Here is a 14354-nt window from a genome sequence, read left to right on the forward strand (position 1 = left end):
CAGCGCCTCCTTCCGACCGGTCGGACCGCCTCGGGGCGGCCGCCGGCAGCAGTTCCGTTACGTGCGTTCCCCACACTACGGCGTCCGGGGTGCCCGTCCGCAGCCCCTGTGCAAGAAGGCGTACCTATTCATCCGACCTGTTTCCGGGATTGTTCGTTCAACTTCCGTACGGGGTCTGGACGCTGCCTTGCGGGCAGGGCTATACATCGGATGACCAGGAAAGGTCCGATGTTCTTCCGCGGCACCTCAGGGGGCGTGCGCATGGCCGTAACCGACACCGTCACGGAGCTGGAGGTCCACGATGTCCGCTTCCCCACCTCGGAGCAGCTCGACGGCTCGGACGCCATGAACCCGGACCCCGACTACTCCGCCGCCTACGTCGTGCTGCACACCGACGGCGGAACGCCGGGATACGGCTTCTGCTTCACCATCGGCCGCGGCAACGACGTGATGGCCGCCGCGATCCGGGCGCTCGCCCCGTACGTCGTCGGGCGGCCCGCGCCCACCACCGCGGCCGGTCTGGCGGCGCTGCACCGCGACCTCACCCATGACTCCCAGCTGCGCTGGCTCGGCCCGGAGAAGGGCGTGCTGCACATGGCGGCCGGCGCCGTGGTCAACGCCGCCTGGGACCTGGCGGCCGGCCGCGCGGGCCTGCCGGTCTGGGAGTTCCTCGCCGCGATGACCCCCGAGGAACTGGTCTCGCTCGTCGACTTCCGCTATCTGACCGACGCGCTGACCCCCGAAGAGGCGCTGGCCCTGCTGCGCGCCGCCGAGCCCGGCCGGGCCGCCCGCGCCGCCCGCCTCAGAGCCGAGGGCTACCCCGCGTACACCACCTCGCCCGGCTGGCTCGGCTACGACGACACCAAACTGGTGCGCCTCGCCCGGGAGGCGGTGGCCGACGGCTTCGGGCAGATCAAGCTGAAGGTGGGCGCCGACCTCGACGACGACCTGCGGCGGCTGCGGCTCACGCGGGACGCCGTCGGGCCCGGCGTACGGATCGCGGTCGACGCCAACCAGCGCTGGGACGTGGCCGAAGCGGTCCGCTGGATGACCGCGCTGGCGCCGTACGCCCCGCACTGGATCGAGGAGCCGACCAGCCCGGACGACGTCCTGGGCCACGCGGCGGTGCGCGCCGGGCAGCCGGTGAAGGTCGCCACCGGCGAGCACGTCGCCAACCGGGTGGTCTTCAAACAGCTGTTGCAGGCCGGCGCGGTGGACTTCGTCCAGATCGACGCGGCCCGGGTGGCCGGGGTGAACGAGAATCTCGCGATCCTGCTGCTGGCCGCGAAGTACGGCGTACCGGTCTGTCCGCACGCCGGCGGGGTGGGGCTGTGCGAGCTGGTGCAGCACCTCGCGATGTTCGACTACGTGGCGGTGTCCGGCAGTTGGGAGGACCGGGTGATCGAGTACGTCGACCATCTGCACGAGCACTTCACCGAACCCGTCGTGGTGGAGCGGGGCCGCTACCGGGCCCCGGCCGCGCCCGGGTTCTCGGCCCGGATGCGGCCCGAATCGGTCGCCGCCCACCGCTTCCCCGACGGGCCGGTGTGGCGTGCCCGGCGGCGCCCCCGGGACGCACCGGACGTACCGGCCGCCCCGGACGGGCAGAACGAGCAGAGCGGGTACGGCAGGAACGGCGAAGAAGGAGTCTCCGCATGACCGACGGACAGCGGACCGCGGCGCGGTCCGGGCAGCTACGCGACTTCGAGGGGATGGGCGCCCTCGTCACCGGCGGCGGCTCCGGCATCGGCGCGGCCACCGCCGCCCTGCTGCTGGACCGCGGCGCCAAGGTCGCCGTGCTGGACCGCGACCCGTCCGGCGCGCCCGCCGGGGCACTCCCGGTGCGGGCCGATCTGACCTCCGACGCCGCCGTACGGGCCGCGGTCGACGAGGCGGTGGCGGAGCTGGGCACCCTGCACACCCTCGTCGGCAACGCCGGTATCGGCGCCGTCGGCACCGTCGAGGACAACGACGACGCGGAGTGGCAGCGCGTCCTGGAGGTCAACGTCCTGGGGCTGGTGCGCGGTGCCCGCGCCGCGCTGCCGCATCTGCGCCGCGCCGCGGCCGGCCGCCCCGGCCACGTCTCCATCACCCATACCTGCTCCATCGCCGCGACCGCGGGGCTGCCGCAGCGCGCCCTCTACAGCGCGAGCAAGGGCGCGGTCCTCTCGCTGACCCTCGCGATGGCCGCCGACCACGTCCGCGAGGGCATCCGCGTCAACTGCGTCAACCCCGGCACCGCCGACACCCCCTGGGTCGGCCGGCTGCTGGACCAGGCCGACGACCCGGCCGCCGAACGTGCCGCGCTCAACGCCCGCCAGCCGATGGGCCGGATGGTCACCGCCGCCGAAGTGGCCGCCGCCATCGCCCACCTGGCGTCCCCGGCCGCCTCCGGCATCACCGGCACCGCACTCGCCGTCGACGGCGGGATGCAGGGCCTGCGCCTGCGCCCCGCCACCTGACCCCGACCGCACCCGAGCCGCACCCCACGACCGAGGGACCTCCATGAGACTGCGTACGACCGGCGCGGCGGCCTGCGCCGTCCTGCTCGCCACCGCCGCGCTCGCCGGCTGCAACCGCGGCAGCGACACCGCGGGCGGCAAGATCGGTATCGATATGCCCCGTACGGATACCGACTTCTGGAACTCCTACCAGCAGTACCTGCAGAAGGACCTGGACCGGGACAAGGTGCCCGCGCTGCCGCTGTCCAACTCGCAGAACGACATCGCCAAGGTCGTGGCCAATGTGCAGGCGCTCACCGACCAGGGCGCGAAGGCGATCGTGATGGCCCCGCAGGACACCGGTGCGATCACCGCCGAGCTCCAGCGGCTGGCGGCGAAGAAGATCCCGGTGGTGAGCGTGGACACCCGCCCCGACGAGGGCGAGGTCTACATGGTCGTACGCGCCGACAACCGCGCCTACGGCGAGAAGTCCTGCGACTACCTGGGCAAGAAGCTGGGCGGCAAGGGCCGGGTCGCCGAGCTCCAGGGCGACCTCAGCTCGATCAACGGACGGGACCGCTCCGAGGCGTTCGCGGCCTGTATGCGGCAGAAGTACCCCAAGATCACCGTGCACGAGCTGGCCACCGACTGGAAGGGCGAGGTCGCCTCCGCCAAGCTCCAGAGCCTGCTCGCCCAGCACGGCGACCTCGACGGCATCTACATGCAGGCGGGCGGCGCCTTCCTCCAGCCGACGCTGGCCCTGCTGGAGCAGCAGAAGCGGCTCCGGCCGGCCGGGAGCGCCGGCCACATCACCGTCATCTCCAACGACGGCATCCCGGACGAACTGGCCGCGATCCGGGCCGGCAAGATCGACGCCACCCTCTCCCAGCCGGCCGATCTCTACGCCCGGTACGCGCTCTTCTACGCCAGGGCGGGGCTGGCCGGGAAGACCTTCCGGCCCGGCCCGACCGACCACGGCTCGACCATCGTCAAGATCAAGAACGGTCTGGAGGACCAGCTGCCGGCGCCCCTGGTCACCAAGGACAACGTCGACGACACGAAGCTCTGGGCCAACCAGCTAGAGAAGAAGAAGTAACGGCGGTGGCGAGCACCGGCCACACCGCGCCCGGCCCCGCAGGGCCCGCCGCGGACCCCGCGGTCCGCGCCACGGGCATCGTCAAACGCTACGGATCCACCCTCGCCCTCGACGGCGTCCACCTGACGGTGCGGCCCGGGGAGGCGCACGCGCTCGTCGGCCGCAACGGCGCGGGCAAGTCCACCCTGGTCTCCGTGCTGACCGGGATGGTGCGGCCGGACGGCGGCACCGTCGCCTTCGGCGGTGCGCCCGCGCCCGGCTGGGGCGATACCGCCGCCTGGCAGCGCAAGGTCGCCTGCGTCTACCAGAAGTCGATGACCGTGCCGGAGCTGACCGTCGCGGAGAACCTCTACCTCAACCGCTTCCCGGGCGGCCGCGCCATCCGCTGGCGGACCCTGCGCGCCCGCGCCCGCGAACTGCTCGCCGAGTACGGTGTCGCGGTCGACCCGGCCGACCGGATCAAGGATCTCGGCGTCGAGCAGCGGCAGTTCGTGGAGATCGCGCGGGCGCTGTCCTGCGGCGCCCGGCTGATCGTCCTCGACGAGCCCACCGCCCGGCTCGACGCGGGCGGTATCGAGCGGCTCTTCGGCAAGCTGCGCGGTCTGCGCGCCCAGGGCGTGGCCTTCCTGTTCATCTCGCACCACCTCCAGGAGGTCTACGAGCTCTGCGACACCGTCACCGTCTTCCGGGACGCCCGGCATGTGCTGACCGCCCCGGTCGCCGGGCTGCCCAGGACCGAACTGGTGCGGGCGATGACGGGGGAGGAGCCGGCCGCGGCCCGCCCGGTGCGCACGGCCGGGCCCCCCGCGGGCGAGCCGGTGCTGCGGACCGAAGGGCTGGTGCTGGACGGCCGGTTCGCACCGCTGGACCTGACCGTACGGGCCGGTGAGGTGGTGGGCCTGGCGGGCGCGACGGCCAGCGGGAACACCGCGATCGGCGAGACCCTGGCCGGGCTGCGGACGCCGGGCGGCGGCCGGATCACGGTGCGCGGCCGGCCGGTCCGTACCGGCAGCGTGCCGCACGCCATCGAGGCGGGCATCGGCTACGTCCCCGAGGACCGGCACCGCCAGGGGCTGATCCCGGGCCGCAGCGTCGCCGAGAACGCGACCCTGACCGTCGCCGACCAGCTCGGGCCGCTGGGGACCGTACTGCCCGCCAGGACCCGGGAGTTCGCCCACCGCATGATCACCTCGCTGGACATCAGGACGACCGGACCCGGACAGCCCGTCGCCGGCCTCTCCGGCGGCAACCAGCAGAAGGTCGTCATCGCCCGCGCCCTGGCCCGCGAGCCGAGCGTGCTGGTCGCCGTCCGGCCCACCAACGGCGTGGACGTCAGGTCCAAGGAGGCGCTGCTGGGCGTCGTCCGGGAGGTCGCGGACGGCGGCAGCGGAGCCGTGATCGTCTCCGACGAACTGGACGATCTGCGGGTCTGCGACCGGGTACTGGCCGTCTTCCACGGCCGGGTGGTCGCCGAGTTCGGCAGCGGCTGGAGCGATCACGAACTCGTCGCGGCGATGGAGGGGATGGCGGCCGGCGGGAGCGGGCCCGGCGGACCACGCGAACGGTACCCGGGACGGCCGGCGGGCACCGACGGCACCGACAGCACGGACGGAACGGAAGGGACCGCGCCATGACCGAGACCGCATCGCCGCCGGCCACCGAGGCGGCCGCCGGGGTGCCCGGCCGGGCCCGGCCGTGGCCCGGCCTGGCCCGCTGGCGGGACTTCTCCCTGGTACCGGTGATCTTCGTGCTGGGCGTCATCGGCTTCATCGTCTCGCCCGCCTTCCTGACCCGGGACAACCTGATCGGCGTCATCCAGCAGTCCACCGAACTGGGCCTGCTGGTGCTCGGCGAGGCGCTCATCCTGATCAGCGGACGGATGGACCTGTCGCTGGAATCGACCATCGGGCTGGCGCCGGTGATCGCCCTGTGGCTGGTGATGCCCGCGCACGGCGCCCGCTTCGCCGGCCTGGAGCTCTTCCCCGCCTGGACGGCGATCCCGCTCTGCCTGGCCGTGGGCGCGGCGGTCGGCGCCACCAACGGCTTCCTCATCCTCAGACTGCGGGTCAACGGCTTCATCGCCACCCTCGGCATGCTCACCATGCTGCGCGGCCTGCAAGTGGGCATCTCCGAGGGCCGCTCCATCGGCAACGTCCCGGAGTCCTTCGCCTACCTCGGCAAGGCCGACTGGCTCGGCGTCCCGGCCGCCGTCTGGATCTGCCTGGCCCTCTTCGCGCTCGGCGGCGCGGCGCTGGGCTATCTGCGGCACGGGCGGGCGCTGTACGCGATCGGCGGCAACCCGGAGGCGGCGAAGGCGGCCGGTATCCGGGTGGACCGGATCACCTGGATCGTGCTGGCCGTCGGCGGCGTCCTGGCGGCCTTCGCCGGCATCCTCTACACGGGCCACTACGGCGCCGTCTCCGCGAGCCAGGGCAACGGCTGGATCTTCCAGGTCTTCGCCGCCGCGGTGATCGGCGGGATCAGCCTCAAGGGCGGCCGCGGCACTCTCTTCGGCGCACTGACCGGCGTCCTCACCCTCCAACTCGTCATCAACGTGATGACACTCGGCGGGGTGCCGCCGCTGTGGACGCAGTTCCTCAACGGCCTGATCATCATCATCGCGCTGGTCATCTCCCGCTTCACCAGCGGCGAACAGCAGGACTGAAGGGTGCCCGCGATGCCGTCCGCACCGTACGGACCACGGGAGCTGGGGCGCAGCGGCGTCACCGTTCCGCCCCTCGGCCTGGGCTGCGCACCCCTGGGCAACCTCTACCGCGCCGTCCCCGAGGAGCGCGCACAGGACGTGGTGCGCGCCGCCTTCGCCACCGGCGCCCGGTACTTCGACACCGCCCCGCACTACGGCGCCGGCCTCTCGGAGGAGCGCCTCGGCCGGGCGCTGCGCGGCCACGACCGCGGTGCGTACACCCTCTCCACCAAGGTCGGCCGCCGGCTGCGGTCGCTCGCGCCGGGCGAGGCGGCCGACGGCGAGGGCTTCGTCGACGCCCCCGCGCGCGCCCGGGTACGGGACTTCTCCCGCGACGGCATCCGGGCCACCCTCGACGCGTCCCTGGCCCGGCTCGGCGTGGACGCCGTCGACATCGTCTATCTGCACGATGTGGAGAACCATCTGCGCGAGGTCTACGAGACCGGCTTCCCGGCACTCGCCGAACTCCGCGACCAGAAGGCCGTACGGGCCATCGGCTTCGGGATGAACCACAGCGGTCCGCTGGCCCGGCTGGTCGCCGATCTCGACGTGGACGTGGTGCTCTGCGCGGGCCGCTGGACCCTGCTGGAGCGCACCGCCTTCGACGAACTGCTGCCGGTGTGCGCGCGCCGCGGCACGTCGGTGGTGGTCGGCGGCGTCTACAACTCCGGTCTGCTGGCCGACCCGTCGCCGGGCGCACCCTACGACTACGCCCCCGCGCCCGCCGCCCTGCTCGACCGGGCCCGGCAACTCGCCGCCGTCTGCGCCGAGTTCGATGTCCCTCTCAAGGCCGCCGCGCTCCGCTTCCCGTTCGGGCACACCAGCGTCGCCGCGGCCGTCGTCGGCGCCGCCACCCCCGGGGAGGTCGTGGAGAACGCCGCGCTCTTCACCCGTGACATCCCCGACGAGCTGTGGCACACCCTGGTGGCCCGCGGTCTGCTCGACGCGGACCTGCCGCTGCCCCTCGCCGAACCGGGAGCACACCCCTGATGCGTATCGACGCCCATCACCACCTGTGGGACCTGACCCGGCGCGACCAGCCGTGGCTGGACGGGGCCTGGGCCGAACCGATCCGCCGCAGTTACGCGCTGCCCGACCTGGTGCCGCACCTGGCCGCGCACGCCGTGGACGCCACCGTGCTCGTCCAGTCCTCGGCCTCGTACGCGGAGACGGCCGATCTGCTGGCCGTGGCGGCGGGGGACGGGCCGGTGCGCGGTGTGGTGGGCTGGGCCGATCTCACCGACCCCGGGCTGGCCGGTGTGCTGGCCGCGCTGCCCGCCGGTCTCGTCGGCATCCGCCACCAGGTGCAGGACGAGCCGGACCCCGACTGGCTGACCCGGCCCGACGTGCTGCGCGGCCTGGGCGCCGTGGCCGGCGCGGGCCTCGTCTACGACCTGCTGGTCACCCCGCGCGAACTGCCCGCCGCACTGGCCGCCGTACGGGCCCTGCCGGAGCTGGCCTTCGTCCTGGACCACGCGGCCAAACCCGCGGTGGCGCGCGGGGACTGGCAGCCGTGGGCGGCCGGGATCGCGGACCTGGCCCGGCTGCCGAACGTCAGCTGCAAACTGTCCGGCCTGGTCACCGAGGCCGACTGGGCGGCCTGGCGGCCTCCGCAGATCCTGCCGTACGCCCGGCACGTCCTGGACGCCTTCGGACCGGAGCGGGTCCTCTTCGGCTCCGACTGGCCGGTGTGCACCCTCGCCGCCGGCTACGCGGATGTCGTCGCCCTCGCGGAAGCGGCCACCGGCCACCTCACCCCGGCCGAGCGGTCCGCCGTCTTCGGGGGGACGGCCGGGCGGGTGTACCGCGTGGCGGCCGGATAGCCCAGCCCAGCACTCCACAGCGACGTCCGGATTCCGCCAGCTTCGGGCGCCGCCTCACCGCAGGATCGAGTCGTACCGCGGCGGACCGCGGTGCGGGAACCATGCTCGATGCAAAGGTGATGAGGACGATGGCGATGACGACCCCCGCCGGGACGGCGACAGAGACGGCCGCGGCGGACACCGGCACCCGGCCGCTCGACGGCAGGGTGGCCCTGGTGACCGGCGGCAGCCGCGGCATCGGGGCGGCCATCGCGCTGCGGCTGGCGGCCGACGGCGCGGCGGTGGCGCTCACCTACCAGCACGGTGAGGACCGCGCGGCGCAGGTCGTCGAGCGGATCACACGGGACGGCGGACGGGCCTGGGCGGTACGGGCCGACAGCCGGGACCCGGAAGCGGTGTGGGCCTCGGTGGCCGGTACCGCGGACCGGTTCGGACGGCTCGACATCCTGGTGAACAACGCGGGCGTCGGCCTGATCGGCCCGTTCGAGGGGGTCTCCCTCGCCGATGTCGACCGGGTGCTGCAGACCAACGTCCGGGCGCCGTTCCTGGCCGCCCAGGCCGCGGCCGCGCACCTGGCCGACGGTGGCCGGATCATCTCCATCGGCAGCTGTATGGCCGAGCGGTCCGCCTTCCCCGGCGGCGCCCTCTACACCACCAGCAAGGCCGCGCTCACCGGACTGACGAAGGCCCTCGCCAGGGAGCTGGGGCCGCGCGGGATCACCGTCAACCTGGTGCACCCCGGCCCCATCGACACCGATATGAACCCGGCCGACGGCGAGAGCGCGGCACTGCAGGCCGGGCTCACCGCCCTCGGCTCGTACGGGCGGCCGTCGGATGTCGCGGCGACCGTGGCACATCTGGCGGGCGAGGGCGGGCGGTATGTCACCGGCGCCGCCATCTCGGTGGACGGGGGCTTCGCGGTCTGATCCGCCGCCGGGGCGCGGGCACCCGGTGACCGGGGCGCCGGTCACAGCGTCGAGCGCAGCCACTGCTCCACGCTCGCGATGTGCACCGTCGCCCAGGCCCGCGCCGCCTCCGCGTCCCGGTCCCGCAGCGCGCCGATGATCGCCCGGTGCTCGGTCAGGGTGCGCCGCACCGCGTCCTTCTGCGTCAGCCCGCGCCAGATCCTGGCCCGGGTGGTCGGCCCGGACAGGCCGTCCAGCAGCGAGCAGAGCACGGAGTTGCCGGACGCGGCGACGATCCCGCGGTGGAACTCCAGATCGCCGGCGACCAGGTCCTCGACGGAGGGTTCCGGGCCCAGCGCGTTCAACTGGTCCTCCAGGGCGTCCAGTTGCTCCGGTGCCAGCCGGCCGGCCGCCATCGCCGTGGCGGCCGGCTCCAGGATCCGGCGGACGGCGAGGAACTCCAGCACCGTGTCGTCGCGGTGGAAGTCCACCACGAAACTCATGGCCTCCAGCAGGAGTTGCGGATCGAGGCTGGTGACGTACGTGCCGTCGCCCTGGCGGACGTCCAGGATGCGGATGAGGGAGAGCGCGCGCACCGCCTCGCGCAGCGAGTTGCGGGACAGGCCGAGTCCGGCCGCCAGCTCGCTCTCCTTCGGCAGCCGGTCGCCCGGCCGCAGCGCCCCGGAGACGATCATCCCCTTGATCTTCTCTATCGCCTCGTCGGTGACCGCCATGGCCGCCCTCCCCGCTAGGACCCGCCCGGACGTCCGCACAGACATCCGATGTATGGGCCCATTATGACCTGTCGCCGCCGGGCCGGCCGCGGCGGTGCGGGGTCCGCCGGGGGAGCCCGCCCCCGTCACGGCCGCGGCGGCTCCCACAGCGTGCTCGGGGCCTCGCGGCGGACCACGGGCGCGATCTCCTCGGCGAACCGCTGCAGGGTCTCCAGCTGTTCGGCGTGCCCGAGCCCGAAACCGTCGACGGTGACCGACTGGAGGTCGTGCCCGTAGACCTCGTGGTAGCCGAGGATCTTGTCGATGATCTGCTGCGGGCCGCCGATCAGCTGCGGACCGTCGGCGATGGCGGACTCGATGGTCCGGAAGGGGGTGTTGTAGCCCGTCCGGCCCGCCAGGTGCGGCTGGAAGGTCTGCGCGACCCGCGCCTCGTACAGCTCCTTGTACCGCGCCACCGCCTGCCGGTCGGAGTCCGCGATCAGCAGCCCGCCGGAGCCCGCCGCGACCCGCGCCCCGGCCGGGTCGTGGCCGTACGCCGCGTAGCGCTCGCGGTAGTACGCGATCAGCTCGGCGTACGCGGCGCGCGGCTGTATCGCGTTCGCGGTGAACAGCGGATCGCCGTGCCGGGCGGCCAGCTCGGGGGAGTTGCGGCTGGTGGCGGAGCCGTGCCAGATCCGCGGCAGCCCGCCGTAGGGCCGCGGCAGCGTCGTCACGTTCTTCAGCGGCGCCCGGAACTCCCCCGCCCAGTCGAGGTTCTCCTCGGTCCACAGCCGGCGCAGCAGCTCGTACTTCTCGGCCTGGAGGTCCCACTGCCGGTCCTCGTCGAGTCCGAAGAGGTCGAAGTGCCCGGCCTCGGCGCCCTTGCCGACGACCAGCTCGATGCGGCCGCGCGCGAGCTGGGTGAGGGTCGCGTAGTCCTCGGCGACCCGGACCGGATCGAGGATCGCGACGACCGTGACCCCGGTCAGCAGCCTGATCCGGGTGGTCCGGGCGGCCAGCGCGCCCAGCACCACCGCCGGGCTGGACGACAGGAACGGGCCGGCGTGCCGCTCCCCGACGGCGTATCCGTCGAACCCCAGCCGCTCGGCCGCCACCCCGGTCTCGACGACCTCGGCGAACCGGTCCGCGGGGGAGGGGAGTTCACCGGTCAGCGGATGCGGTGCGTGGCCGATGAGCGAGAGCACGGAGAATTTCATGGTGTCCTTCCGGCGTCGGGGCCGCCCGGGTCCGCCGGCGGGTGCCGGGGCGGTCGGTGGGTTCTCCCACTGTGCGCGCCGGACGTTGCCGCCGTATGGCAGCCGCATGGCACCGCCACGGGGCTGACCGGGGACCGCGCCGGGGGCCCGGCCGCGGCCCGCGGTACGACGATGGGGCGGCCCCGGAGGGACCGCCCCATCGTTCCGGCACCATGACGTGCCGTCGGCGTGCCTCAGCCGGCCAGCATGTCCTTCACCTTGGCGCGCACGTCCTCGGTGTCCAGACCGCGGATGGTCAGGGTCGTCCGGCGGCGCAGCACGTCGTCGACCGTCTCGGCCCACTCGTGGTCCCGGGCGTAGGCGACCTGGGCCCAGATCTCCGGCGCGTCCGGGTGGATGCGCTCGGCCAGCGCCGGGTCGTCGTTGGCCAGCCGCGCGATGTCGAAGGAGAGCGAGCCGTAGTGGGTGGCGAGGTGCCGGGCGGTCTCCGGGGACATCCGCGGGCCCGGGGTGCCGCCGTCGATCAGCAGCCGGTGCGCGACCGCGTTCGGGTTGGCGATACCGGGCAGCGGGAGCTTCTTCGGCAGCTGCGAGATCGGCTCCATGTCGTCGGCCAGCGGGTGGCCGGGCAGCGCGGCGAGCTTGTTCATGACCGTACGGCCGATGTGCCGGAAGGTCGTCCACTTGCCGCCGGCGACCGACAGCATGCCGCCGCTGCCCTCGGTGACGACCGTCTCGCGCTTGGCCTTGGAGGTGTCGCCGGGGCCGCCGGGCAGCACCCGCAGACCCGCGAAGGAGTACGTGATCAGGTCACGGGAGAGCTGCTGGTCGCGGATGGAGAACGCGGCCTCGTCCAGGATCTGCGCGGTGTCCTTCTCGGTGACCGCGACGTCCGCCGGGTCGCCCTCGAACTCCTCGTCCGTGGTGCCCAGCAGCAGCATGTCCTCCCAGGGGAGGGCGAAGGTGATGCGGTACTTGTCGATCGGGGTGGCCAGTGCGGCCTTCCAGGGAGCGGTCCGCTTGAGGACCAGGTGCGCGCCCTTCGACAGCCGGATCGAGGGGGCCGCGTTCGGGTCCTCCAGCTTGCGCAGGTGGTCCACCCACGGGCCGGTGGCGTTCAGCACCAGGCGGGCGTTGACGCCGAACTCCGTACCGTCCAGCCGGTCCTTGAGCTCCGCGCCGGTGACCCGGCCCTGGGTGAAGCGCAGGCCGGTGACCTCGGCGTGGTTGAGGACCGTGGCGCCGGCCGCGACGGCGGCGCGGACGGTCATCAGGGCCATCCGGGAGTCGTTCATCTGGTCGTCGCCGTACACGGCCACGGCCTTGAGGTTGTCCGTGCGCAGCTCCGGCACATCACGCTGGGCCTTGGCCGGGCTTATGACATGGCCGACGCCGTCGCCGAACGCGGAGAGCGCGGAGTAGGCGAAGACGCCCGCGCCGAGCTTGGCCGCGCCGTGCGGGCCGCCCTTGTAGACGGGCAGGTAGAAGGTCAGGGGGTTGGCGAGATGCGGGGCGACCTCACGGGAGACGGCGCGCCGCTCGAAGTGGTTCTCCGCGACCAGCTTGACCGCACCGGTCTGGAGGTAGCGCAGTCCGCCGTGCAGCAGCTTGGAGGAGGCGGAGGAGGTGGCGCCGGCGAAGTCGCCGGCGTCCACCAGGGCCACCCGCAGCCCGGCCTGCGCGGCGTGCCAGGCAGTGGAGATGCCCAGGATGCCGCCGCCGATCACCAGGAGGTCGTACGTCGCCTTGGAAAGCTGCTCCCGAGTTTCGGCGCGGCTCGGGTTCGAACCGTCGGCCGGGTGCGTCCCGAGTGCCGGGACGCTCTGCGTGGTGGTCATGATTACTCCTCGACAGTGCTGTCATCGAGCCAGCCCATGGAACGCTCCACGGCCTTGAGCCAGCTCTTGTACTCGCGGTCCCGGGTGGCCGCATCCATCCGGGGGGTCCACTCGGCGGCCCGGCGCCAGTTGGCGCGCAGTTCGTCGGTGCTGGACCAGAAGCCGACGGCCAGTCCGGCCGCGTAGGCAGCGCCGAGACAGGTCGTCTCGGCGACCATGGGGCGCACCACAGGGGCGTCCAGGAAGTCCGAGATGGTCTGCATCAGCAGGTTGTTGGAGGTCATTCCGCCGTCGACCTTGAGCGCGGTCAGCTCGACGCCGGAGTCCTTGGTCATGGCGTCGGTGATCTCGCGGGTCTGCCAGGCGGTGGCCTCCAGCACGGCGCGGGCGATGTGCGCCTTGGTGACATAGCGGGTCAGGCCCGCGATGACACCGCGCGCGTCCGAGCGCCAGTAGGGGGCGAACAGGCCGGAGAAGGCCGGTACGAAGTAGGCGCCGCCGTTGTCCTCGACGGTGCTGGCCAGCGTCTCGATCTCGGCGGCGCTGTTGATCAGGCCCATCTGGTCGCGCATCCACTGCACCAGCGAACCGGTGACGGCGATGGAGCCTTCCAGGGCGTAGACCGGGCTCTGGTCGCCGATGCGGTAGCCGACGGTGGTCAGCAGCCCGTTGTACGAGTTGACGGGCTCGGCGCCGGTGTTCATCAGCATGAAGGTGCCGGTGCCGTACGTGGACTTGGCCTCGCCCTGCTCGAAGCAGGTCTGGCCGAACAGCGCGGCCTGCTGGTCGCCGAGCGCGGAGGCGACCGGGACACCGGCCAGCACGCCGTGGGCGGTGGTGCCGTACACCTCGGCGGACGACCGGATCTCCGGCAGCAGCGCGGCCGGGATCTCCATGGAGTGCAGGATCTTCTCGTCCCACGCCAGGTCGTGCAGGTTCATCAGGAGGGTGCGCGAGGCGTTGGTGACGTCGGTGACGTGCACACCGCCGTCGACGCCGCCGGTGAGGTTCCAGATGACCCAGGAGTCCATGGTGCCGAAGAGGATCTCGCCGCGCTCGGCGCGCTCGCGCAGGCCCTCGACGTTGTCCAGCAGCCAGCGGACCTTCGGCCCCGCGAAGTACGAGGCCAGGGGGAGGCCGGTCTCGCGGCGGAAGCGGTCCTGGCCGACGTTGCGGCCGAGCTCCTTGCAGAGCGCGTCGGTGCGGGTGTCCTGCCAGACGATGGCGTTGTGGACCGGCTCACCGGTGTTCTTGTCCCAGAGCAGCGTGGTCTCGCGCTGGTTGGTGATGCCGATGGCCTTGACGTCGGCGGCGGTGATCCCGGCCTTCTCGACGGCGCCGGCGACGACCTGCTGGACGTTGGCCCAGATCTCGTTCGCGTCGTGCTCGACCCAGCCCGGCTTCGGGAAGATCTGCTCGTGTTCCTTCTGCTCGACCGAGACGATCTGGCCGTCCTTGTCGAAGACGATGCAGCGGCTGGAGGTGGTGCCCTGGTCGATGGCGGCAATGAACGGGCCATGCCCGTGGGAGGAAGTCCCGTGGCCGTGGGAGGAAGTGCTGTGGGAGGAGGTACCGGTGTGGTGGGTGTCGCTCATGGTGTGCTCCAAGGAAGTCTGT

The 14354-nt window shown here is 72.9% G+C and carries 12 protein-coding genes; 8 read left to right on the forward strand and 4 right to left on the reverse strand.

What is annotated here, in order from left to right; translation table 11 throughout:
• Positions 1 to 261 precede the first annotated feature (261 nt).
• The 8 genes from IH09_RS18685 to IH09_RS18720 all read left to right on the forward strand — a co-directional run bounded on the left by IH09_RS18685 (position 262) and on the right by IH09_RS18720 (position 8990).
• Entirely contained in the window at positions 262 to 1659 is a 1398-nt protein-coding gene (locus tag IH09_RS18685) for an enolase C-terminal domain-like protein (RefSeq protein WP_052857743.1), read from the forward strand.
• A complete protein-coding gene (locus IH09_RS18690) occupies positions 1656 to 2462 on the forward strand; it encodes an SDR family NAD(P)-dependent oxidoreductase (protein ID WP_052857553.1) in 807 nt (268 codons plus the stop codon). Before IH09_RS18685 ends, IH09_RS18690 begins: the two co-directional genes overlap by 4 nt.
• A 43-nt stretch (positions 2463 to 2505) precedes the next feature.
• Positions 2506 to 3537, forward strand: a complete 1032-nt coding sequence (locus tag IH09_RS18695) for a sugar ABC transporter substrate-binding protein (protein ID WP_052857555.1) — start codon at positions 2506 to 2508, stop codon at positions 3535 to 3537.
• Between the two features lie 5 nt (positions 3538 to 3542).
• Positions 3543 to 5171, forward strand: a complete 1629-nt coding sequence (locus IH09_RS18700) for an ATP-binding cassette domain-containing protein (protein WP_052857557.1) — start codon at positions 3543 to 3545, stop codon at positions 5169 to 5171.
• Positions 5168 to 6202, forward strand: coding sequence for an ABC transporter permease (locus IH09_RS18705; protein ID WP_052857559.1), 1035 nt, complete (start codon positions 5168 to 5170; stop codon positions 6200 to 6202). The genes IH09_RS18700 and IH09_RS18705 overlap by 4 nt, the downstream gene beginning before the upstream one ends.
• Positions 6203 to 6214: 12 nt before the next feature.
• Entirely contained in the window at positions 6215 to 7231 is a 1017-nt protein-coding gene (locus IH09_RS18710; protein ID WP_052857561.1) for an aldo/keto reductase, read from the forward strand.
• Complete coding sequence (locus IH09_RS18715) at positions 7231 to 8064, forward strand: amidohydrolase family protein (protein ID WP_190233337.1); 834 nt, start codon at positions 7231 to 7233, stop codon at positions 8062 to 8064. Before IH09_RS18710 ends, IH09_RS18715 begins: the two co-directional genes overlap by 1 nt.
• Before the next feature lie 134 nt (positions 8065 to 8198).
• Positions 8199 to 8990, forward strand: coding sequence for an SDR family oxidoreductase (locus tag IH09_RS18720; protein WP_052857563.1), 792 nt, complete (start codon positions 8199 to 8201; stop codon positions 8988 to 8990).
• A 41-nt stretch (positions 8991 to 9031) separates the two neighbouring features.
• Here IH09_RS18720 and IH09_RS18725 read toward each other — a convergent pair whose 3' ends face one another.
• From IH09_RS18725 to glpK, 4 genes are all read right to left on the reverse strand, one after another.
• On the reverse strand, positions 9032 to 9703 hold the full coding sequence (locus IH09_RS18725) for a FadR/GntR family transcriptional regulator (RefSeq protein WP_052857565.1): 672 nt from the start codon (positions 9701 to 9703) through the stop codon (positions 9032 to 9034).
• A gap of 125 nt (positions 9704 to 9828) precedes the next feature.
• Positions 9829 to 10899 (reverse strand): LLM class flavin-dependent oxidoreductase, encoded by a 1071-nt coding sequence (locus IH09_RS18730; protein ID WP_052857567.1) that lies wholly within the window; start codon positions 10897 to 10899, stop codon positions 9829 to 9831.
• 233 nt (positions 10900 to 11132) lie between these two features.
• On the reverse strand, positions 11133 to 12737 hold the full coding sequence (locus IH09_RS18735) for a glycerol-3-phosphate dehydrogenase/oxidase (RefSeq protein ID WP_052857569.1): 1605 nt from the start codon (positions 12735 to 12737) through the stop codon (positions 11133 to 11135).
• Between the two features lie 2 nt (positions 12738 to 12739).
• On the reverse strand, positions 12740 to 14332 hold the full coding sequence (gene glpK / locus IH09_RS18740) for a glycerol kinase GlpK (protein ID WP_052857570.1): 1593 nt from the start codon (positions 14330 to 14332) through the stop codon (positions 12740 to 12742).
• Positions 14333 to 14354: the final 22 nt, after the last annotated feature.

This window comes from Streptomyces celluloflavus (assembly GCA_000720995.1).
Taxonomy (GTDB): domain Bacteria; phylum Actinomycetota; class Actinomycetes; order Streptomycetales; family Streptomycetaceae; genus Streptomyces; species Streptomyces celluloflavus.